This is a genomic window from Pedobacter sp. JCM 36344 (assembly GCF_046546555.1).
Taxonomy (GTDB): domain Bacteria; phylum Bacteroidota; class Bacteroidia; order Sphingobacteriales; family Sphingobacteriaceae; genus Pedobacter.
The window spans coordinates 345,514-368,375 of sequence record NZ_JBKHKK010000003.1 but is presented as its reverse complement, the minus strand read 5'-3'; the positions used below and the strand labels follow the sequence as shown (position 1 = coordinate 368,375).

The following is a 22,862-nucleotide window of genomic DNA, read 5'->3' as shown; positions in this document are numbered from 1 at the left end:
GAGAAAAAGCAGATGGGCGGGATTTACGGGCTGAAATAAAGTCGCTCCATCTATCAGATGGAAACCAGGTGTTGCAGGTACCTTTAAATGTAAAACGAGTACAAAAGATAGATCTGCAATTTCTGCCTGAAAGCGGAAAGTTGGTTGCAGGCCTTAAATCTTTGGTTGCTTTAAAAGCCTTGGCAGAAGATGGGCGATCAACCGCTGTAACAGGAGAGGTTTATGATTCCAAAGGAGTTGCTGTAGCCAATTTTGAAACGATGCATAATGGAATGGGATCTTTTGATCTTATGCCGCGATCTGGGGAGACCTATACCGCGAGGCTGAAGCAACCTGAAGGTTCAGCTCTGGTTTATAAACTGCCTCTAGTAAGTGTCGAAGGGACGGTTTTACATATTGATCCTCTTAAAGAATCGGTAGAAATATCTGTGTTGTGGACGCTCAATGCTTTGCATCCAGACAGTAGCTATTATCTAACAGGAACTTCCAGAGGTATTGTTTATTTCTCTCAACGGATTACAGCAAAGGATCAGGAGGCAATAACCATCAGTAAAAATAAGTTTCCTTCTGGAATCGTTAGGTTTAACTTATTAAAGGGCAAACAACCGATCAATGAACGTATTATATTTATCAATCATCAGGAAGGTTTTGATATCAAAGTATCCGGGAATAAGAAGCAGTTTAAAAAAAGAGATAGCGTTGATTTACTTATTGAGGTTAAAGACGCTGGAGGTTTGCCTGCCAAAGGCAATTTCTCAATAGCCGTGACAGACGACTCGCAAGTAACTCCTGATAGCGGTGGTAATTTCAGTATGCTTAGTTCGCTGTTGCTGACATCCGATCTGAAAGGGAATGTAGAATCGCCCGGGTATTACTTATCATCTGTAGATGCAAAGACATCTAAGGATCTTGATCTTTTAATGCTTACTCAAGGATGGTCTGGCTATAGTTGGAAAGATGTTTTTAGTCCGCCCAAACCTTTAAAATTCAAAGCAGAAAAAGAGTTTATGATTGTTGGAAGGGTGACTAATATATTTAATAAGCCTGTCAACGGAGCGCCCGTACTGATATCGTCTCAAAAGCCCAGCTTTATAAATACAGTGATTACTGATGCAAATGGACAATTTGTATTCAAGAATCTGCCGCAGATTGACTCGGGATCTTTTTTTATCCAGGCGAGAACAGTCAAAGGAAGATCAAAGAATACAGGAGCTTTAGAGATCGAACGTTTTAGGCCTCCTGATGTACCACTAACTTTAAAAAATAAAGTAATGCCCTGGTACGTAAATACTGATTTAGCCCAGTTAAATTATGTTCAGAAGTTTGCTTTTAAGCAGCATGAAACGAGTTTGAAGCAAGCAGGTATTGCACTCAAAGAGGTTAATATCACTACAAAAAAGATTATTAAAGGATCGCAAAATAGGAATGGCCCCGGTAATGCCGATCTGGTATTTGATGAGAAAGACATCAAAGAATCCGCGGTAATGAATTTGTATCAGTTATTAAAGCAAAAGTTACCAGGGTTACGAATTACGATGGATGCAGGTCTTCCAACGCTGAGGCTCAACAATTATTACGTGACTATTGAAATTGATGGTGGAGGATTGCCTTTATATTTGAATTCTTCGCCAACAAGGGGAGATTTACTTGAAGCGCTGAGTGAATTTCAAATTGCACAGTTTGAAGGCATGGAAGTGATGTATAGTAGAAAGTATACAAGCAATTATTTCCGGCCGCCAGGTGCTGGACACGTTACGTTGCAGGCCATTGTTAAATCGGAAGTTGATTTAAGAGAAAAAGGCGGAGAAGGGGGCGGACCAGAAGAAGGTAGTGGTGCATATTATTCGGTAGGCTTCAAAGGAGGTGGCTATCTTGACGCTAGAGTAAATGTGCTAACAAATGGAACAAGAGAGGTTGCCGTTATAGGAATCACTACAAAAAATAAGACGGGATATTTTAAAAATAACAGGCCTGATTTCGTAACCTATAGACCGCTACCAATAATGTATCCTCAAGAGTTTTATAGTCCGAAGTATGCACTGAAATCTTCTGATGTTGCAGAACCTGATGTAAGGTCTACCATTTATTGGTCGCCCAATATATTAACAGATGCCAACGGCAGGGCAAAAGTTAAGTTCTACACCTCTGATGTGGCAGGAAGTTATACGATTAGCATGGAAGGCATCGGATCTAATGGAGGTATTGGCGCGCTCAGGCAAAAGATTAAAGTGGAGTAGCTTACACCCAATGGATGCGCAATGCAGTATAGTGTGGGTTAAAAATTGCGCTACAACCTTACTCCCCTCAAGAACTCCTCAACACTCATTCTTCTTTTGCCTTCATACTGAATGTCTATCAGCTTAATAAAACCATCCTTAGTTGCAAATTTAAGAAAGGTCTTCCCATCAGTTAAAAAGCCCCCCGCAGCGATACCAGGCTCTTTATCTTCTAATTCTGCCTTGAAAATTTTCAGCGTTTTGTCGTTCAGTTTTGTAAAGGCAGTCGGGTAAGGACTCAGGCCTCTTATCCTATTAAAGACAACCTGTGCTGGCTGGTTCCAATCGATGGCACAATCATCCTTGAAGATTTTCGGAGCATGTTTTAGTTCCTCACTTTCGGGCTGTGGCTGTTCTTTATAATCACCACTTTCAATGGCTGTAACTGTTTTCACCAGCAATCCGGCACCAAGGTGCATTAGCTTATCATGTAGCTCTCCTGCAGTTTCATCATCAGCGATACTCACTTTTTCAGAAAAGATGACATCACCAGTATCGATTTCGTGCTTTAAAAAGAATGTTGTTGCTCCACTTTCTTTCTCGCCATTAATGATGACATGGTTGATAGGTGCTGCACCCCGGTATTGAGGAAGTAAACTAGCGTGAAGGTTAATAGTTCCCTTCGATGGCATATCCCACACCATTTCAGGTAACATCCTGAAAGCTACCACTACCTGAAGATCTGCACCAAGATTTCTCAGCTCTTCAATGAAAATAGGATCTTTTAGTTTGAGTGGCTGCAATACCGTAATACCCTTGGCAACAGCGTACTGTTTTACTGCGCTTTCCTGAAGCATTTGACCCCTTCCCGCAGGTTTATCCGCCGCTGTTACCACACCCGCAACTTCAAATCCAGCCTCTACTAATGCACTTAATGAAGCAACGGCAAAATCAGGGGTTCCCATAAAAACTATTTTCATCAATCTATGTTTATGTGTAACAACAATCAAATTTACGGCATATTTCTACATTTTATGGTACAGACCCTGGAGGAAATCAAATTAAGTGGCTTGACTTACGCGACGGATAGTCAGCCGGGGATCTACCGAAAAGGCGAGCCTGGAAAGTTTCATTATGAAACAAAAGATGGGGAGCGAGTTAAAGATGATGAGAGGCTGGAGAGGATTAAGGCACTCGTAATTCCACCGGCATGGACGGAGGTTTGGATCGCAAATAGAAAGAGCGCTTATTTGCAGGTAACAGGTGTTGATGCTGCTGGAAGAAAACAGTATAGGTATCATCCAGACTGGACTTCAAGACGGTCAGAAAGCAAATACTTTAGGTTATTGGAATTTGGTAAAACCCTGCCTCTAGCACGTAAAAGAATAGCAAAAGATTTGCGTCGTAAAGATTTTGATGAGCAAAAAGTACTAGCTATATGTATGCAGGTCATGCTTAAAACATTAATCAGAGTCGGTAACGGTTCTTACCGGGAGCTATACGGTAGTCATGGGTTGACTACCCTTAGAAATAAGCATGTTAAAATAAAGGGTAATCAATTGCGATTGAAGTTTATAGGCAAAAAAGGAGTTCAACAAGATGTAAATTTGAATGATAAAACACTTGCCAAATTGGTTAAAAAATGTATGGAGATTCCAGGTCAGGATCTCTTTCAGTATTATACAGAGGGCAGCGAACACCGTCCAATCGATTCAGGAAAACTGAATAATTACATAAGGGAAATCACTGACTGCGACTTTACTGCTAAAGATTTCAGGACCTGGGGCGGTACTTTAGAAGCTTTACGTCAGCTTGCTAAATGTAACATTGAAAGCATGCAAACGGCTACTTCAAAAAAGAAAGCCATTGTGCAGGTATTAGATTTCGTGGCAAGCAAGTTGGGTAACACGAGAGCAGTATGTAAAAGTTCTTACGTATATCCTGTATTGCTCGAAGCCTTTGAAAATAATCAGCTTGGTAAGTACCTAAAAAAAATAAACATCAAGCCTGCAGTTAGCAACACCGCGATGGAAAACGATGAAAAGGTACTCATGGCATTCTTAAAAGCTGTCCAGAATAAAAAAATCACCATCAAAAAAGCTGCAAGTAGGAAAGGTTTGCTAAAGAAAAGTGCCTAATCTGTAGGAGGAGTTTTGATTGGATTAACGGGTTGTTCTTCCGTCTCTCGTTTTTTTGCAGGATTCTTAAAGCCAGCTTCCTCTTTGTTATAATCTTCATCTTCTGGCTGTTTTACCGCTTTGTCTCCTTCAGGGACCTTACCTTTGGGTGTTTCTTCACAATAGTTACTACCGGGGGTTTCGTTTGTTTTTTTAGGTTCACTGTTCATAGGTTGTGGTTTTTCTATTCGTACAACAGATATTTCTTTCGCATTGTTTTATATCGGCTCAAACCGGGTTCCCAACTATCGCGTATTTCAGTTTCAGATTTACCCGCGATAATTTGAGTTCTGAAGTCTGCTACACCAATCAATTTTTCAATTGTGCCCATCTGGTTACTTAGCTTCGTATTGAAGAAATCAGCTTTATTTGGAGATGCTCGGTACAGCTCAATCAGCCAGCTCAGATTTAATTTCTTCTCTTTCCTAATTTTGGAAACATCGTATTTCCTTAAATCTAATCCATAACAAATCTGGTTCATGAACAAAGGTGTTTCCGCCATTCCCTTGATGCTAACGGGTGTGAATGAGAAACTGAACTTGCCTTTAAGAAGTGGAGAGCCAATTACGGTAAAAGGAAATTGGGTGCCACGACCATGGTTCAGATAAGTTCCTTCAAATAGGCAGGTAGAAGGGTACAACAGAATCGACTGCGCTGTATTCAAATTAGGGGAAGGTTTTACAGGGAGTTCATAGGGCGTGTCGTGGGTATAGTTGGCTACCTTTATAATCTTAAGTTTACACTTCAACTTATTATCCAACCAACTTTCTCCATTTAACATTTGAGCGTATTCTGCAACGGTCAGCCCGTGAACTACGGGGATTGGTTTTAATCCAATACCTGATTTGAACTGGGGATCCAGGATTGGTCCATCGATATAAAAGCCATTGGGATTTGGCCTATCAAGGATTAAAACTTCTTTATTATTGGCAGCACATGCTTCCATCACATGTTGTAGTGTGTTGATGTAAGTATAAAATCTTACCCCTACGTCTTGGATATCAAAGATCATGACATCAACATCTGCCAGATCTTCTTTGGTGGGAATCGCATGTTTACCATACAGGGAAATAGCTTTGATACCAGTTTTGGTGTCCACATCGTCCGAGACGCTTACGCCAGCACTTGCATTTCCTCTAAATCCATGCTCCGGACCAAAGATCTTTACAATCTGTACTCCTAGTTTTAAAAGGCTGTCTACCGATGTTTCCTTACCTATAATTGACGTAGGATTCACAACCATGCCAACCCGCTTCCCTTTTAGATAAGGCAGGTATAAGTTAGTTTGTTCCGCACCTGTAAGGAGTTTTGTTGCCTTTGGAGGGTCGATACTCTCTGGCTTCACTTTGTAAGGATTTGGAACAGCTGGATTAATAACTAATTTCGGTGTATCACAAGCCTGAAAAGCCAAGGCGAGTAATAAAGTATTTGCGATAGTTACAATATTTGACATCATACAATAACAAATATAAAGTTTTCCGAAGAGTTTACTATATTGAGCCTTCAAAACCAAATAGTAACAATGAAAACTAAATTACTTGTTTTCGCTGCGGCATTGACCGTAGTGTCTGGGTATACTTCTAAAACTCAACATAGTTTAAAACTAGAAGATAAATATCTTTCTGAACAAACTCAGCTATTCGTACCCGAAGATCTGGAAGCCACCTTGTGGGCGGAATCGCCTAAGTTCTACAACCCAACAAATATAGATGTAGACATAAAAGGTAGAATATGGGTAACCGAAGCCGTCAATTATAGAAAGTACAATAACAAGGCACCCCACTATCAGGATAGAGCAGAAGGTGATCGTGTCGTGATATTGGAGGACAAGGATGGTGATGGTGTTGCAGAAAGTTCCAAGGTATTTGTTCAGGATAAAGACCTATTGGCCCCACTTGGTATTGCCGTTATTGGCAATAAAGTGATCGTATCCTGTGCACCTTCGATTATCGTATATACAGATGAAAACGGAGATGATAAGCCTGATAAAAAGGAAGTTTTTCTCACTGGCTTTGGAGGTAAAGACCATGACCATAGTCTTCATGCTCTGATATCTGGGCCTAATGGCAAGTATTACTTTAATGCTGGAAATGCTGGTCCGCATATGGTGACCGATAAAGCGGGTTGGAACCTGCGTTCGGGTAGTAATTATAATGGCGGTTCTCCATACAACAATAGTAATAAAGGTGGATTAGTTAGCGATGACGGAAAAATGTGGGTTGGAGGAATCGCTATGCGCGTTAATCCCGACGGTACAGGCTTGAAAGTACTCGGACATAATTTCCGTAACTCTTATGAATTTACAGTGGATTCCTATGGAAACATGTGGCAAAATGACAACGACGATGATGGGAATAGGGGTGTGCGTGTTTCCTGGTTAATGGAAGGTGCCAATATGGGTTATGCGAGTGCAGACGGTACCCGCAGGTGGGAAGCAGATCGCCGACCAGATCAGCCAACTGCTGTGGCACACTGGCATCAAGAGGATCCTGGAGTTTTGCCATTTGGAGACAATACAGGTGCAGGATCGCCAACAGGTGTGGCCTTTAACGAAAGTGATTTACTGGGGGAAAAATATCGCGGAATGCTGCTCGCATGTGATGCGGGTAGAAATGTTGTATTCGCTTATAATCCAGCTACAAAAGGCGCTGGATATGAGTTAAATAGACAGAATCTTATTACTTCCCTTCCAGATAAAGATGTTGCGACAGCACAAAGTTCTGCCTCGAATGAGGATAAGACTAAATGGTTCCGTCCAAGTGATGTGGCTGTAGGTACTGATGGTGCTATTTATGTTGCAGATTGGTATGACAGCATGGTTGGAGGTCACCGTATGAATGATACGACAGGAACGGGTAGGATTTACCGAATTGCACCAAAAGGTAAGAAATTAATGACTCCAAAATACAACCTTAAAAATACAAAAGGTCAAATTGAAGCACTCTTGAGTCCGGCTGTAAATGTTCGCAATTCAGGTTTTGTTTTGCTGGCAGCACAGGGTTCAAAAGCAGTAAAAGACGTTAAGAAAATACTGACAAGCACTAATCCATATCATAGAGCAAGAGCAATTTGGCTGCTGTCTAATATGGGGCCTGTTGGCATCAAAGAAGCAGAAAATCTGTTAAAAGACAACGATCCTAATTTGAGGGTTGCGGCTTTCAGGGCATTAAGGGACGTTAAACCGGACTTTATGAAATATGCTTTGCAGTTAAGTAAAGATCCTTCTGCTGCGGTAAGAAGAGAGGTAGCTGTTTCGCTAAGGAATGAGACATACTCAGCTGCAGGGGAGGTAATTCTATCATTGGCTACGGCCTATCAGGGCAATGACAGGTACTATCTGGAAGCACTTGGTTTAGCATCTGAAGGTAAGGAAGAAGATTTGTATGCATCGCTAAATAGGAAGATAGGAGCTGAACCACTAAAATGGTCCTCGACTTTTGCTGACATTGTTTGGCGGTTGCATCCTAAGGTGGCCGTTTCTGCGTTAAAGGAGCGTGCAGGTTCTGATAAACTATCGGATGCATTAAGAAAGCAAGCTGTTGTGAGTTTGGGTTTCATAAAAGATCAGCAGGCGGTTAATGCCATGCAGGCTTTGCTTTCTAGCAAAGATCCCAAAGTTAGTGCTCAGGCAATGTGGTGGTTACGCTATCGTCAGAGTAATGACTGGAGTGATTTCAAAATGGATTTACCAGCAACAGCTTCCGAGATCAGCGCTGAAAGTCAGAAGAAAATGCTTGCTCAGAAATTGAAACTGGAAAACAATGCATCTTCGGCAAAGGATAAGATTGATGCAATAAATGCGATGTCAAAAGACAAGGTTGGTGGAGAGATGTTGATCGGACTGGCTGCAGAGAAGAAGCTTTCTGCTCAATTAATTGCTGAAGCGAGTAAGGTAATCTTTGACAATCCTGATCAAACAGTCCGTGTGTTGGCAAGTGATTATTTTAAAAAGCCAGGAGTAGAGGTAGCACTTTCGATTCCGAAGATTGCAAAATTACAGGGAGATGGGAAATTAGGTAGGGCTTTGTTCCAGACCAAATGTATGACCTGCCATAAGGTTGGCAACGAAGGAGCGAATATAGGTCCCGAGTTAACTTTGATCAATAAAAAGTTTGAAAAGAACGGCTTACTCGACGCCATTGTTAATCCCAGTGCTGGAATGGCTTTCGGCTATGAGTCTTGGCTAATCACTAAAAAAGATGGTACAACAGTATCGGGTTTCCTTCAAGCAGACGGTGAAACCGTTGTTTTAAAAGGAATGGGAGGAGAGAAATACAACATAAAGGCTTCTCAGATTGCAGCTCGCAAACAGTTCTCCACCTCTATCATGCCGGAGCCATCGGCCTTGCAACTGAGTGAAAAAGACCTTTCTAATATTGTAGAATATCTGCTTAACATTAAACAATAATTATTTGCATTTTTGCGGGGTCACCTTAAAAAGCAAGTATTGAATACAGAATATTTTATTGCCGGGCGCATTGCCATTAAATCCGAACGTACGTTTTCTAAACTAATCGTTCGGATTGCAATTATTGGAGTGATGCTTAGTCTTGCGGTAATGATGCTTTCTATTGGTATCATCAAGGGTTTTAAAACCGAGATCCAAGATAAAGTACGGGGATATATTGGCGACATCAGGATCTTTAAATACGACTTAAACAATTCGTTTGAGCTTTCACCATTTGTACCTTCGACCGCTACAATAAATAATCTAAAGAAGAATCCACAGGTAGAATACTTTCAACCATATGCTACTAAACCCGCTATCATATCTGCCAACGATGAGGTAGAGGGTATTAATTTTAAAGGTATCGATTCGACTTTTAACTGGGATTATATTGAGAAGCATTTGGTTAGCGGTAAGGTGTTGAACTTTTTAGATAGCTCCGATGCGACCAAACAGATTATGGTCTCCCAGTTTACGGCAAACCGATTGAAATTAAAAGTCGGCGATAAGTTTATTATGCACTTTGTTCAAAACCCTCCGCGTAGAAGGCCATTTACAATTGTGGGTATTTATAATATTGGAGTTGAGGAAATTGACAAGAACTTTGTTCTGGGTGACCTGAATTTGATTCGTCGATTGAATGACTGGAAGCCAAACGAAATCGGCGGAATTGAGATTCGTATCAAAGATTTTAGCAAACTTAAAGTTACCTCAACGGGTATTTATGAAGGTCTGGAAATTAAGCTGAAGTCGGAGTCTGTACAGGAATACTTTCCTGCTATTTTCACTTGGCTTTCTTTATTAGATGTAAATACAAAGGTTCTGCTGGTGTTGATGATGGTAGTTGGCGTTATCAATATGATTACTGCTTTATTGATTATGATTTTGGAACGTACCAATATGATCGGAATGCTTAAGGCATTTGGTATGACTGATTTCAGCGTGATGAAGATCTTCTTGTACAATGCCTTATATCTCGTAGGTTTGGGGTTGTTGCTGGGTAATGTTTTAGGGCTCGGTTTGGCATTGTTGCAAACGCAGACACACCTTTTTAAGCTTGATCAAACTTCTTATTATTTAGCCTATGTTCCAATGGAAATCCACCTGCTGGATGTGGTTATCTTAAACGTATGCACGGGAGCAGTTTGCTTAATCGTGCTTATTTTGCCTTCCTTGTTGGTCAGCAAAATAAGCCCGTTAAAAGCAATACGATTTAAATAATCCTTTTATTTCGCATTCTTAACATATTTGTCTAACGAGATATTCATCTCCCAGAGCATGTGAAGGATGTTTTCTTTTCAACGATAACCGAAGACTGTAGACAGCAGGTAAACAAAACAATACTAAGCTTTGAGAATCAGCAAAGTTTCCAATTTAAATGGTCCGATAATATGCAACAACAGAAAGACGTAATAGATTTTTTAGTCAACGGAGATGTGGCTCCACTAGGGCGCTTTAATTATGAATATATGTTGAGATAATTACATTTCAACATCCGCTGGAACCGAATGTTTTCTAGTTAAATTTGCGATATGAGTGAGCTTAGCACTGCGGATACGATATTTGAAAAAGTTATTTCTTTTATAGATTACACTAACCAGAATATCTTCTTAACAGGAAAGGCTGGCACTGGGAAGACAACTTTTCTTAAAAAGATCAAAGGACAGAGTACAAAAAAGATCATTGTTGTTGCACCTACCGGGGTAGCAGCGATGAATGCTAAAGGAACAACCATCAATTCATTTTTTCAATTACCTCCTGGCTCTTTTTTTCCGGGAGACATTAGTCTTCAAACCCTGCAATCTGGCATAGTTTCTATCCAATCGCTGGTTGCAGAGCTCTCTTACAGCAGGGAAAAGTTAACTCTTCTCAACGAATTGGAATTGTTGGTTATTGATGAGGTCTCTATGGTGCGTTGTGATCTGCTGGATGTAATCGATGCTATTCTCCGTTCGGTAAGGAAAAGCTATTCTCCTTTTGGTGGCGTACAGTTGTTGTTAATAGGAGATTTATACCAGCTTCCACCAGTAACCAAACGCGAAGAATGGTCATTTTTAAACAGTGTGTATCCATCTCCATATTTTTTTGATGCTTTAGTAATCAGGAGAAACCCTTTACTACAAGTGGAGTTAACGGATGTATTCAGACAGACGGAACCAGAGTTTATCAATATTTTAAATGACATCAGAAACAACCAGATCAGTAATGAGAGTCTTACATTACTAAACAAGCGACATCAGCCCGATTTTACACCTACTGAAGATTTAAATCCTATTATAATTACTTCTCATAACATAGAAGCAAATTTAATTAATAAGAGGAAGCTTGACGAATTAGCCGGTATGGAATATGCTTTTGAAGGAGAAATTAGCGGGGAGTTCAGGGATCTTGGATTACAGGCAGAGCAGAGTCTTAAGCTCAAAGAAGGGGCACAGGTTATGTTCATTAAAAACGATACGGGAGATGACCGCAAGTTTTATAATGGTAAAATTGGAAAGGTAAAATCAATTAGAAACACTGAAATCTGGATCTCATTTCCGCAAGAAAAGGATCTATTACTGGAAAAGTCCTTATGGCAATCATTTGAATACAAGATAGATACCGAAGAATCTATTGTTCAACAGCAGGTTGGTGAATTTTCGCAGTATCCAATAAAACTTGCATGGGCTGTCACCATTCATAAAAGTCAGGGTTTAACGTTTGATCATGCGATCATCGATGCCGGTAAATCGTTTGTTGCCGGACAAGTATACGTGGCTCTTAGTCGTGTGCGAACTTTAAATGGTCTGATCTTGCAATCAAAGATTACTACCGAAAGTCTGCGGTCTAATATCGAAGTGATCAATTATATGAAGCCATCCTCTATCGAAGATATGGATGATCTACTTGTTATTTCAAAAGAAAAATATATCCTTGATCTGGTCCTCTCACATTTCTCCTTATACAGCTTGCAAACTGGGCTTATGACGATTACCTCCAATGCGGAGATTCAGAAAGCAAATATTGCAGAATTTAAGCTTTTACTAATTCAACTGGAGAAGTCTGTCTCAGACCTTAACGCTGTAGGAACTAAGTTTCAGAGCCAGGTTAAACTGTTGCATCAGCAAAGTGGTTTTGCTGAACAGCAAGCTTTACAGTCCAGAATTATATCAGCGCTCTGTTATTTTACTAAAGAGATAACGCTGCAGTTGCTAAACCCACTCAATAAAAATATTAGGGTAAAACCTAAGAATAAGATCCAGCAACAGATTCAACACATGTTGTTAAAGTATAGGCAAATTATCGAATACAAGATATCAATAATGCAGTACGCATCAAGTTTACTGGAAAAGCCCGTAGATAAGGAATTTTATAGTCAGTGGATAGCTGAGCAAAAAGAGAAGACAAAGCGCAAACCCAGTACTTCCAATTCTGCTCAGCAGAATATTAGCTTACAACTGTTTTAGTTTCTATCGTAAAAGGCAGGTGGCTCTACTCCAAGGCTCCTAAGGTATACGACTCCTTGAGCACGATGGTGAATCTCATTGTCTCTAAAATACAGAATAGTTGAGAATACCTGGCCTTCATACTGACCGAATGCCAATACGGTTTGCTCCAATCTTTCGGCTGAGATTTGTGCGAAAAACTTGATGATTTCTTCAGTTGATTGATCCCAAAGTTTCAAAAGACTACCTTTTGTTCGTTCATCTTCGCTTAACGTATGTTCAGAAAATCCCCCAGTATTTTCCCAATTGTCTAAGACAATCCCTCTTACACCCGGGCCCGAGACATCAATAAGTTCCTTGACCATCTCCCCAAAAGGGCGCATTCCACCAATGCTGTACGTAAAGAGTTTGTCTTCAGGAAAAGCGTTGATCACCTTTCTCGTTAATCTGCGATGGCCTAACCATTCGTCCAAGAAGTTCTTAGTAGATACAAACGGCGATATCTCTGTGTTAATTTCAGCTGTATTCATAATTAGATTTTAATTAGGTTTTATTGTTTCTACTACAAAGAAACCCACAGACACTGACAACCCTATGGCAGTCTGAAATTCACTTGAGAAATTATTTTATTTGTTCAAAAAAGAATACGCCTTTCTTGTTAGAGACTACGATGTCAACCCGTTTATCTTTATTCATGTCGAGTGCATTAGTTTGTAGACCATTCCCTGAATCATTGTCTATTTCATGTGGAATCCAGGTAGGAATTTTGCCAGGTTTATATTCAAACCAATACAATACAGCGGGATCATACTCTCCCGGATCGTGTCCATGATGAGCAAAAAAACGTTTTCCGGTAACAAGGTCTGGGTTTTTATCCCTATTTATATCTACTAAGCCCAAGCCATGGGTCTGAGAAAACGTCTTCAGGATTTCATGTTGTTTCCAGGTTACTGCCCCCTGTGCATCCACAACCTGCTCATGCCACCAGATACCAAAATTGTGTGCAGATGCACTAATGACGTCAACATCTCCATCCTGATCCAAATCCATTGCAAACATCTGAGAGCAGTCTTCTCCAAGATCTGCCGGATGCCAGGTCCAATTGCCTTTTTCCTTGATATTTGTTGGTCCTTCCCACCATCCAATTCTGGTGATTACATCTAGTTTCCCATCTTTATTCAAATCTGCGTAGCCCAGGCCATGAGTAAATTGATGCGTTGCACGATCTTTTACATCACTGATCACATGAACAGTCCAGTCCAGGTTACCCTTTGTCTTTGGAGACTCCAACCAAATCATTCTATTGCCCTTAGAGTCATTGCACAACAAATCTATTCGGCCATCTCCGTCCATATCCAAAAATCTTGGTGACTCATTTCCTACAGAAGAATACAATGGATGTTCTTTCCAAGGTTCTTCTTTCCCTTTCGGGTTCTCATACCAGACGGCAGCTTCGCCAGGGAAATCTATACGAATCATATCTATCCAGCCATCCTGGTTGATATCCATTGCATGGTTTAGAAAGGAGTTTGAATACTCAATTTTCCAATCATATTTTTTTACAGGTTTTGTTATTTCATGTTGCTTCCATGTAGGTGCTTCAAACCAGTATGCCCCCGCTATAATGTCGAGTTTCCCATCTTTATTAATGTCTCCAACGGCAGAGCCTTCAGATATAAACTCAGTAGTCAATATATGTTTCTTGAACTTAATGTCCTTTTTTTTACTAGTCTGCGCTTGAGTTTCTTCTATTGAAAATAGGTTTACTACTGTTAAAACTATTGCGATTGCGTGGGTTAAACTGACTTTTATCATGCAATGTTTATAAAATGGTTTAGATCAAATACATTTATAAGTAACAGCCTTCGCCGGTACGACTTGACGAGTCCTAGAATTGATGGAAAGCATCAGATACAAACTCTAGGACTTTAGGTAGTGAAGCGCGCCAGTAAGTCCAGGTATGTCCGCCGTCACGGACGCGGAACTCATGTGTTACTTCCTTTTTTCTCAATGCAATATGTAGTAATGAATTTCCTTCGTACAAGAAATCATCGTCTCCGCAGTCTATAAACCATCGTATGGCTTTCTTTTGCTCATCTGGCATACTGTTTACCAAAGCCAATGCGCTGTGGCGATTGTAGTAGGTATTTATTGCGGTATCTGCAAGATTTGGATTCGCTTTTCTCATCGATATTTTAGCGTCATCGAAGGTAAGTGGCCCAACAGACGCACTTAATGGACAGGCCGATGAAAATAGCTCCGGATGATGCAAGGCATACATTAGTGTACCACCACCGCCCATTGATAGTCCAGAAATCGCGCGACCCCGCTTGTCTGTCTTGGCCCTATATTTCTTTTCTATAAATGGAATGAGCTCCTTGAAAAAGAAATCTTCATAATTCCAGTCTCCTTTAATATCATTGAAATAACCACGGCGACCAGTGTTTGCGTCGGGCATCACGATTATCATTGGCGTAGCAGTGCCATTAGCTATAGCTTTATCGGTTATGTTTAAGACTTCTCCAAACTGCACCCAGCCTGTTTGATCGTCGCCTGAACCATGCAGTAAATATAAAACCGGATAACTACGACCTGATGTCTCGTAGTCTGGTGGAAGGTAAACTGCAAACTTACGATCGCTTTTAAGAATTTTACTGGGAAGGCTTAGGTTGTCATACACTTTGCCTGTTTGAGCGCGTAATACCGAGATGCTGAGAAGTGATAGTACTGAGATTATGGTCAGGAATTTTTTCATACGTGTTACATATTGGTTGATGAAGGAATTGTATCTCCAAAGAATACACAGGCTAAAATACGAATACTATGTAAATGTGCATTAAAAATATAGTGCTATATTTGTGATTTAATTTCGATCCAAGAATGAAGAAATTTCTTTTATTATTTGCAGTTCCATTTTTAGTATGTTTTCTAATCTCAGAATTAAGCTTTGCACAGATCTCTAGAATTAAGTCTGGGACAATATATACTATAAAATCAAGATCAAATAACAAGCTGCTAGACGTTAGCAATTCCTCGATGGAAAATAACGCTGTTATAAATTCTTGGACGAACACCCATAGCGATACCCAGCGCTGGATAATTAAGCATTTGGGGAAGGGAGTTTATACCTTTACAAATTTAGGTACTGGAAAAATGTTACATATTTCTTCGACTCCTTCAGACTCTTCAAAGATTGATCAATATGAGGCCAATAGTGGTGATGACGTAAAATGGATCATAAAAAGGGCCGGTAGCGGCTCTTATTATTTGAGGCCGTTTACAGGCTCTAATTTTTCTTTGAATCTACAAGACGGTGGTGATGCAGATGGTGCCGTCGTGAATCTGGCTAGATCATCTACTGATAAAATGCAGAAATGGGTGCTCCAAAAGGACCGATTACCAGCGTTGCTTTCAGAGAATATAGTGGCAGATAGAGCTTTCGAAGCTTGGTTTGCTTATTATAGAATGGAAAGCGGTAAAGGGTTCTGGGATCGGGCGGAGATGATGGAAATTGTTTTGGATGCGTATGAAATAACAAAAGATATAAAATACATCAATCGATTTAATGCCATGTACAACAATTTTTTCGCTGTTAATAAATCTGATTGGATGTATAATAAATTTAACGACGATATTGCCTGGGCAGTTTTGTTTTCAGTCCGTGGATATTTGCTGACTGACAACAAGGCCTATCTTGAAAAAGGCAAGGAACAGTTTGATAAGATGTATTCGAGGGCATTTACCAATAAATATGGTGGTGGACTAAATTGGTTTGAGACAAAAACATCTAAAAATTCTTGTATTCAGGGTCCAGCTATGGTTGCCGCTTGTTATTTGGCCCAGGCAACAGGTGATAAAACCTACTACGATAAAGCTATTGCATTGTATAGCTGGTCAAAAATTTATCTGTTTAATGCCACTACAGGTAAGGTGAACGATGCTATAGATCTTGACGAAAAAACAGGATTGATTAAAACAGGTACGTGGAGCTCTACGTATAACCAAGGGACTTTCTTGGGTGCCGCAACTATGCTGTATAACTACACCAAGGAAAAGAATTACCTCTTGGATGCAGAGAAGATTGCAGTTTATGCACGTGATGAGATGTACAAAGGCAAAACCATGAATAATGAAGATGGTGGTAATGATCTACCCGGATTCAAAGGCATATTTGCACGTTATGCACGTAAGTATACACTTGAGACTAAGAATACAGAATTAGTTGAATGGTTGCGCCTAAATAGTAAAGTGGCCTATAATAACAGGAATTCACTGGGAGTGATTCATACAAAATGGGGCACGAAAACCAGTGAAACCAAACCTGGGTCTGCTTTTGGTGCATCTACTGCTGTTTCATTGTTTATCAATAGTTTAGGTTTAAAGAATAACTAAGTCAGTAAAGATGCACTTATTCCGTTAAGATAAAGATTTCTATTTCTGTGTTACACTATCCTAAACCTTTTCTCGATAAACTTCAAAATCACTTTTGTAAGTCTTTAGAATATTAGTGCTCCATATTTTTTGCCACGTTAAGAGAACGATATTGTAGCTCTTTTTACCATTTACAATGAACCGTGTATAATCTCCGGCATAAATAGTAGTAAAAGTAAATCCTTGAGGAATATTTTCCAATGAAGAAACCTAAAAGCCTAATATTGTGTTATAGGGTTTTGTAAAGTCTAATTCATAATCAGTGTAAATACAATATAACGTATCACTGGTTTTGTCAGGTATTTTAGAACTTAGGTTATGTATTAATAACCTATTTTATAACTGAGGAATTTCAATGCCAGATTGACCGTTTTCATTGGTTGTTCTAACAGAGATTCCAATAATGAAATGTCAAGTAATAAAGGTAATATTCATATAAAATTTTTCAACCAAATTAAATAGCAATATTGACAACCCTATGGCAGCCTGATTATATATTATTTTGATTTTCCTTTTAGCTGTATTTATCCCACTTTAAGTATATAGATATAATTACTATTATTGTTAGTAATTATATCTATATACTAACTAAATTAGTATTACGTTTGTTTTGTTATTATTATGGAACTTAAAAATGCTAACAAGGACATCATTGATCAGCTTCAAAAGGAGATACTTCTTTTGCAGGGTTTTAAAGCTGAAGAATGCCATGCCTCAAATAGTATCTCTTTACCTTCCGTAGAAACTGCATTTCCCAATTCAGTTTTTCCAATCGGTGCTATTCACGAGTTTATTACTGCGGAACCTGAGCATGCAGCTGCTTGTAGTGGATTCATTGCCGGATTACTCAAATCCTTAATGGTTAATAGTGGAGCTTGTTTATGGATAAGTGCATCTAGAACATTATTTCCACCAGCGTTGAAATCATTTGGCGTAGAACCTGATCGTATCATTTTTATTGATCTGAAAAATGAGAATGATGTGCTTTGGGCTATGGAGGAAGCGCTCAAATGCGAAGGATTAGCAGCTGTGATTGGGGAAGTTTCTGGGATTAACCTCACTCAATCCAGAAGGCTTCAGTTAACTGTAGAAAAAAGTAGGGTTACTGGGCTGATTCTAAGAAATAACACACAGAAACTTGCTACTACAGCATGTGTAGCGCGATGGCAGATCAAGCCAATAATTTCAGAATTAGAGGATGGAATGCCTGGCGTGGGTTTTCCACGCTGGAATGTTGAACTATTAAAGGTTAAAAATGGTATTCCGGGAGCATGGGATATTGAATGGTCTGACGGTAGATTTAATCTTCTGCAGTACGAAGAAGTTATTTTTGAAAAGCTAAACGTTGGATAATTATGGCTAAACGATTTCTATCCATATGGTTTAGGTACTTAACTGCCGATTGGCTCAGTTTACATAAACCAGAGTTGAAAGAGCATCCTTTTGTGTTTGCTGTTTCGGTCCAAGGTAGAAAGTTAGTAACTTCAATGAACGCTATTGCGGAAGCAAAAGGCATTGATATAAACATGCCAACGGCAGATGCCAAGGCTATTGTTCCAGGGTTAGAAATCTTTGATGATAAACCGGGTCGTAATCTTAAATTGTTGAAAGGACTTGGAGAATGGTGTATTAGGTATTCTCCAATTGTATCATTAGATCCCCCCGACGGGTTAATTTTCGACATTAGTGGATGTGCTCATCTCTGGTCTGGGGAAAGTGAATACTTAAATGAAGTAGTCAAACGTTTAAATAGTAAAGGATATTATGGCCGGGCGGCTATTGCGGATACTGTTGGGACAGCCTGGGCCGTTTCCAGATATGGGAAAATGACACCAATCATTGCAGAAGGAAAACAGACAGAGGCTTTATTGCCACTAAATCCTGCTGCGCTACGAATTGAGGGAGCAGTATCCCAAAGGCTTCATAAATTGGGATTAAATCAGATTCGTAATTTTATTGGTATCCCCAGATCTGTTTTAAGAAGGAGATTTGGGGATGATTTATTGCAAAGGTTAGGTCAGGCATTAGGACAAGAAGAAGAGGTAATCAAACCTATCCAAGTCCATCAACCATTTATGGAAAGGTTGCCATGTTTGGAGACTATAAGAACTGCAACAGGAATAGAGATCGCAATCAAGCTATTATTAGAGAAGTTGTGTATCAGACTACTTCGAGAGGAAAAGGGACTTAGGACTGCTAAATTAATTTGCTATCGGGTTGATGGGAGGATAGTTGAAATCAGCATTGGTACAAATTCTGCATCTAATTCGAAAGATCATTTATTCACCCTATTTGAATTAAAGATCTCTAGCATTGCTCCAGCCCTCGGAATAGAGCTTTTTGTAATGGAAGCCTTAAAAGTTGAGGAATTGATACCACCACAGGAAGTTTTATGGGAAAGAAATCAAGGGCTAAATAATAAAAAGCTGGCAGAATTATTGGATAGGTTGACTGTAAAAATTGGTGCAACTATAGTGCAACGATATTTGCCTGATGAACATTATTGGCCGGAGCGCGCAACTAAACAAGCTATTTCAATTCATGAAAGACCTACAATTGCCTGGAAATTGAATCCCCGACCCACAAAGCTTTTAACAAAACCTGAGGCGATTGAAGTTAGCGTTCCGGTTCCCGATTATCCACCTATGCTTTTTAGGCATAAAGGAATTACACATAAAATAAGGAAAGCAGATGGCCCTGAACGTATTGAAAGGGAATGGTGGATAGATGAAGGGGAACATAGGGATTATTATCAGGTAGAAGATGAACTGGGACAGCGTTACTGGCTCTTCCGATCTGGTCATTGCAGGGGCGATAACGCTCAGCAATGGTTCATTCATGGATATTTTGCATAGAAAATCATGAAAATTAAATATGTTGAATTACAAGTTACTACAAACTTTAGCTTTTTAAGAGGGGGTTCTCATCCCGAAGAAATGGTGGAGCAGGCGGTAGCTTTTGGATATGCAAAACTTGCCATTACCGATAGAAATACGCTTGCTGGCGTTGTTCGTGCTTATGCTGCGGCAAAGGATAAAGAAATTGAGATCATTGTTGCCTGTCGTTTGGATTTACTTGACGGGCCAAGTTTACTCGCTTATCCAACAAACAAAGAAGCTTACAGCAGGTTAGCTGAACTTTTAACTGTAGGTAATCTTCGAGCAGAAAAAGGCAAGTGTCACTTGTATAAATCTGATGTTTATAAACATGCTCTAGGGATACTGTTTATTGCAATCCCACCTGACTCATTAAACGAGTCTTTTCAAATAGAGCCTGACTTTAGTCAGCATTTAAAGGAGTATAAGTCGAAATTAAGGGCTTCATTATATCTTGCTGTGCTCAGAACCTATCAGAGCGATGACCATAAAAGAATATTCCGACTTTCGCAGCTGTCTAAGCAATTAGATGTGCCGTTGGTAGCCACTAATGATGTTCATTACCATGATCCTTCAAGGAGGGAGTTGCAAGATGTGCTAACTTGTGTTCGGGAAAAATGCACCATTCATAATGCAGGTTTTAGGCTTCATCAAAATGCGGAACGCCACATGAAATCGATCGAAGAAATGCATCGGCTCTTCCGGCAATACCCTGAAGCTATTCAAAATGCGCAATTCATTGCAAGTTGTTGCCAGTTTTCTCTAAGCAGTTTAAAATATAATTATCCTGAAGAACTTACTACGGAAGGTCGAACTCCTCAGGAAGAGCTTGTTTTTCTTACCTGGGAAGGTGCTAAAGAACGATTTCCTGAGGGTATCTTGGATAAAATGATAGTTTCGATAAACCACGAATTAAACTTTATGGAGGAAATGAATTATGCTTCGTACTTCCTGACAGTGTTTGATATTGTACGGTTTGCTAAAGAAAGGAAGATTCTTTGTCAGGGTAGGGGATCGGCGGCAAATTCTACAGTTTGCTATTGTCTTGGCATTACATCTGTTGACCCCACAAAGTTTGATCTTTTGTTTGAACGCTTCATTTCCTCTGCCAGAAATGAACCCCCTGATATTGATGTCGATTTTGAGCATGAGAGACGAGAGGAGGTGATGCAATACATTTACAATAAATACGGGAGGGAGCGGGCTGCGATAGTAGCTACAGTAACCCAGCAACACCAAAAAGGTGCGATTAGAGACGTAGGCAAAGCGATGGGGTTGTCTTTAGATACCGTTAACCGCCTTTCCTCTTCAATATGGGAATTTACTGATGAATGGTTTGAAAAAGAAAGAATACTGGAGCAAGGCCTGAATCCAGACGATCCTTTACTTCGAAAAGTTTTGCAGCTAACAGGGCAGATGATCGGGTTTCCCCGGCAATTAGGTCAACATACAGGGGGATTCGTCATTACACAAGGTAAACTTTCAGAGTTATGCCCGATACTCAATGCGCGCATGGAGAATCGTACCAATATAGAATGGAACAAGGATGATATCGATGCACTTGGTTTCTTAAAGATTGATGTGTTGGCTTTAGGAATGCTCACCTGCATTCGAAAGGGATTTGACCTTGCAAAGCAACATTATAACCTTGATCTCAGCCTGGCTGGAATAAATAAAACAGAAGATGAAAAAGTCTATGATATGATTTGTAAGGCAGATACCATTGGGGTATTCCAAATTGAAAGCAGGGCACAGCAGTCTATGCTTCCAAGGTTAAAACCCAGGTGCTTTTATGATCTCGTGATTGAAGTCGCTATTGTGCGTCCAGGGCCTATTCAAGGAGACATGGTTCATCCATATCTTCGGAGAAGAAATAATCAGGAAGATGTTACCTATCCGTCTCCAGAGCTTAGAGAGATCCTAAAACGGACTTTAGGTATTCCATTGTTTCAGGAACAAGCAATGAAAGTTGCTATGGTTGCTGCAAATTTTACTCCAACCGAAGCTGATGAGCTTAGGAGAAGTATGGCAACCTTTAAGTTCAAAGGTATGGTTAGCCGTTTCCAGAAAAAACTTGTTGATGGTATGACGGCGAATGGCTATTCAGAAGAATTCGCTCAGCGAATCTTTAAGCAACTGGAAGGCTTTGGAAGCTATGGCTTTCCGGAGAGCCATGCTGCCAGTTTTGCTCTGCTGGTCTATGTCTCCTGTTGGCTTAAATGTCACCATCCGGATGTTTTTGCTACGGCTTTATTAAACAGTATGCCGATGGGGTTTTACCAGCCTGCGCAAATTATTATTGATGCTAAAAACCATGATGTTGAAGTTCGGATAATTGATGTTAACTTTTCAGATTGGGACAATACACTTGAAGAAAAAGTAGGTGCTTATAGAGCGTTGAGGCTGGGTTTCCGACAAATCAAAGGGATTAAGGAAGAGGATGTGCAATTATTGATATCTGAACGATTAGAAAGCTATCATAGCATCACCGAAATCAGAACCGCTGGAATTAGTCAAGGTACATTGGAAAGGCTTGCTGATGCTGATGCCTTCAGATCTTTAGGTCTCGATAGGAGACAGGCCCTATGGGAGGTTTCGGCGTTGCAAGATAGGCCATTAGCATTATTTGAAGGTCAACCTTCTGAAAGTGCGCTGGAAACACAGGTCTCATTGCCGTTGATGAGTTCTTCTGAACATGTGGTTCAGGATTATGCCTCAACTTCGTTGTCCTTAAAAGCCCACCCAGTAAGTTTTGTGAGAGAGAAATTGAAATTGTTACATATATTATCTACTAAAGAAACTCAGGATACTTCAGACAGTAAACTTATTAAGGTGGCGGGGTTGGTATTGGTCAGACAGCGTCCAGGTACTGCCGGTGGGGTCTGTTTTATTACAATTGAAGACGAGACTGGTTTCTCTAATCTCGTCGTATTTAAGAATCTGTTTGAAAAGTATAGAAAGGAGATTCTGCATTCCCGCTTGCTTATGGTAGAAGGTAAGCTTCAGCGCGAAGGCCAGGTGGTACATGTTATTGTTCAACGCTGTTTCGACTTGTCAAAACTCTTACGTGGTTTAACAGTACGAAATGATGATAATTTGCCATTGCTCAACCTATCCAAAGCAGATGAAAGATCTCCTTTCCCTGTGGAGCACAAAAGAACTCAAGTGAGAACACAAGTCGAGAAGGAAGTTTTTCCTCCTGCAAGAAACTTTAAATAGTGCACTGAAACCATCTCAAGACAGTATTTGCAGGCTAAAGACAGATTTGACTTAGGAATGCTTAAATTTAC

General features: G+C 40.0%; 15 protein-coding genes. 9 read left to right on the top strand and 6 right to left on the bottom strand.

From position 1 onward, the window contains the following. The coding region (locus ACHFIZ_RS05115) for a hypothetical protein (RefSeq protein ID WP_410883505.1) at positions 1-2,237 on the top strand (2,237 nt) is incomplete at its 5' end. A gap of 50 nt (positions 2,238-2,287) precedes the next feature. On the opposite strand, the gene fmt is transcribed toward ACHFIZ_RS05115, so the two are convergent. Next, a complete protein-coding gene (fmt, locus tag ACHFIZ_RS05110) occupies positions 2,288-3,196 on the bottom strand; it encodes a methionyl-tRNA formyltransferase (RefSeq protein ID WP_410883503.1) in 909 nt (302 codons plus the stop codon). Positions 3,197-3,250: 54 nt separating this feature from the next. Here fmt and ACHFIZ_RS05105 point away from each other — a divergent pair, with 54 nt between their 5' ends. Next, positions 3,251-4,354 (top strand): DNA topoisomerase IB, encoded by a 1,104-nt coding sequence (locus tag ACHFIZ_RS05105; protein ID WP_410883501.1) that lies wholly within the window; start codon positions 3,251-3,253, stop codon positions 4,352-4,354. Here the strand turns inward: ACHFIZ_RS05105 and ACHFIZ_RS05100 are convergent. Continuing rightward, positions 4,351-4,563 (bottom strand): hypothetical protein, encoded by a 213-nt coding sequence (locus tag ACHFIZ_RS05100; RefSeq protein WP_410883499.1) that lies wholly within the window; start codon positions 4,561-4,563, stop codon positions 4,351-4,353. The genes ACHFIZ_RS05105 and ACHFIZ_RS05100 overlap by 4 nt on opposite strands. A gap of 14 nt (positions 4,564-4,577) precedes the next feature. After that, positions 4,578-5,849 carry an exo-beta-N-acetylmuramidase NamZ domain-containing protein gene (locus tag ACHFIZ_RS05095; protein ID WP_410883497.1) on the bottom strand — a complete coding sequence of 424 codons (1,272 nt, stop codon included), beginning with the start codon at positions 5,847-5,849 and terminating at the stop codon, positions 4,578-4,580. Positions 5,850-5,915: 66 nt separating this feature from the next. On the opposite strand from ACHFIZ_RS05095, the gene ACHFIZ_RS05090 reads away from it, so the two are divergent. From ACHFIZ_RS05090 to ACHFIZ_RS05080, 3 genes are all read left to right on the top strand, one after another. Then, a complete protein-coding gene (locus ACHFIZ_RS05090) occupies positions 5,916-8,801 on the top strand; it encodes a PVC-type heme-binding CxxCH protein (protein ID WP_410883495.1) in 2,886 nt (961 codons plus the stop codon). Between the two features lie 39 nt (positions 8,802-8,840). After that, positions 8,841-10,061: an ABC transporter permease gene (locus ACHFIZ_RS05085; protein WP_410883493.1), complete on the top strand. Its 1,221-nt coding sequence runs from the start codon at positions 8,841-8,843 to the stop codon at positions 10,059-10,061. 311 nt (positions 10,062-10,372) lie between these two features. Further along, positions 10,373-12,286 carry an ATP-dependent RecD-like DNA helicase gene (locus ACHFIZ_RS05080; protein ID WP_410883491.1) on the top strand — a complete coding sequence of 638 codons (1,914 nt, stop codon included), beginning with the start codon at positions 10,373-10,375 and terminating at the stop codon, positions 12,284-12,286. Here the strand turns inward: ACHFIZ_RS05080 and ACHFIZ_RS05075 are convergent. From ACHFIZ_RS05075 to ACHFIZ_RS05065, 3 genes are all read right to left on the bottom strand, one after another. Next, complete coding sequence (locus ACHFIZ_RS05075) at positions 12,283-12,795, bottom strand: DinB family protein (RefSeq protein WP_410883489.1); 513 nt, start codon at positions 12,793-12,795, stop codon at positions 12,283-12,285. The two genes, ACHFIZ_RS05080 and ACHFIZ_RS05075, sit on opposite strands and share 4 nt — an antisense overlap. A 91-nt stretch (positions 12,796-12,886) precedes the next feature. Continuing rightward, a complete protein-coding gene (locus ACHFIZ_RS05070; protein WP_410883486.1) occupies positions 12,887-14,080 on the bottom strand; it encodes an FG-GAP-like repeat-containing protein in 1,194 nt (397 codons plus the stop codon). A gap of 73 nt (positions 14,081-14,153) precedes the next feature. After that, positions 14,154-15,020: an alpha/beta hydrolase gene (locus ACHFIZ_RS05065; protein ID WP_410883484.1), complete on the bottom strand. Its 867-nt coding sequence runs from the start codon at positions 15,018-15,020 to the stop codon at positions 14,154-14,156. A 125-nt stretch (positions 15,021-15,145) separates the two neighbouring features. Between ACHFIZ_RS05065 and ACHFIZ_RS05060 the strand changes: the two genes are divergently transcribed. From ACHFIZ_RS05060 to ACHFIZ_RS05045, 4 genes are all read left to right on the top strand, one after another. Further along, positions 15,146-16,657, top strand: coding sequence for a glycoside hydrolase family 76 protein (locus ACHFIZ_RS05060; RefSeq protein ID WP_410883482.1), 1,512 nt, complete (start codon positions 15,146-15,148; stop codon positions 16,655-16,657). A 660-nt stretch (positions 16,658-17,317) separates the two neighbouring features. Further along, positions 17,318-18,049: an ImuA family protein gene (locus ACHFIZ_RS05055; protein WP_410883480.1), complete on the top strand. Its 732-nt coding sequence runs from the start codon at positions 17,318-17,320 to the stop codon at positions 18,047-18,049. Positions 18,050-18,051: 2 nt separating this feature from the next. Beyond that, entirely contained in the window at positions 18,052-19,551 is a 1,500-nt protein-coding gene (locus tag ACHFIZ_RS05050; protein ID WP_410883478.1) for a Y-family DNA polymerase, read from the top strand. A 6-nt stretch (positions 19,552-19,557) separates the two neighbouring features. Then, on the top strand, positions 19,558-22,791 hold the full coding sequence (locus tag ACHFIZ_RS05045) for an error-prone DNA polymerase (protein ID WP_410883476.1): 3,234 nt from the start codon (positions 19,558-19,560) through the stop codon (positions 22,789-22,791). The last annotated feature ends 71 nt before the right edge of the window (positions 22,792-22,862 follow it).

Bases quoted from the DNA above. Each gene is read 5' to 3' on its own strand.
- fmt (WP_410883503.1), bottom strand. From the start codon at position 3,196: ATGAAAATAGTTTTTATGGGAACCCCTGATTTTGCCGTTGCTTCATTA.
- ACHFIZ_RS05105 (WP_410883501.1), top strand. From the start codon at position 3,251: ATGGTACAGACCCTGGAGGAAATCAAATTAAGTGGCTTGACTTACGCG.
- ACHFIZ_RS05100 (WP_410883499.1), bottom strand. From the start codon at position 4,563: ATGAACAGTGAACCTAAAAAAACAAACGAAACCCCCGGTAGTAACTAT.
- ACHFIZ_RS05095 (WP_410883497.1), bottom strand. From the start codon at position 5,849: ATGATGTCAAATATTGTAACTATCGCAAATACTTTATTACTCGCCTTG.
- ACHFIZ_RS05090 (WP_410883495.1), top strand. From the start codon at position 5,916: ATGAAAACTAAATTACTTGTTTTCGCTGCGGCATTGACCGTAGTGTCT.
- ACHFIZ_RS05080 (WP_410883491.1), top strand. From the start codon at position 10,373: ATGAGTGAGCTTAGCACTGCGGATACGATATTTGAAAAAGTTATTTCT.
- ACHFIZ_RS05075 (WP_410883489.1), bottom strand. From the start codon at position 12,795: ATGAATACAGCTGAAATTAACACAGAGATATCGCCGTTTGTATCTACT.
- ACHFIZ_RS05070 (WP_410883486.1), bottom strand. From the start codon at position 14,080: ATGATAAAAGTCAGTTTAACCCACGCAATCGCAATAGTTTTAACAGTA.
- ACHFIZ_RS05065 (WP_410883484.1), bottom strand. From the start codon at position 15,020: ATGAAAAAATTCCTGACCATAATCTCAGTACTATCACTTCTCAGCATC.
- ACHFIZ_RS05060 (WP_410883482.1), top strand. From the start codon at position 15,146: ATGAAGAAATTTCTTTTATTATTTGCAGTTCCATTTTTAGTATGTTTT.
- ACHFIZ_RS05055 (WP_410883480.1), top strand. From the start codon at position 17,318: ATGGAACTTAAAAATGCTAACAAGGACATCATTGATCAGCTTCAAAAG.
- ACHFIZ_RS05050 (WP_410883478.1), top strand. From the start codon at position 18,052: ATGGCTAAACGATTTCTATCCATATGGTTTAGGTACTTAACTGCCGAT.
- ACHFIZ_RS05045 (WP_410883476.1), top strand. From the start codon at position 19,558: ATGAAAATTAAATATGTTGAATTACAAGTTACTACAAACTTTAGCTTT.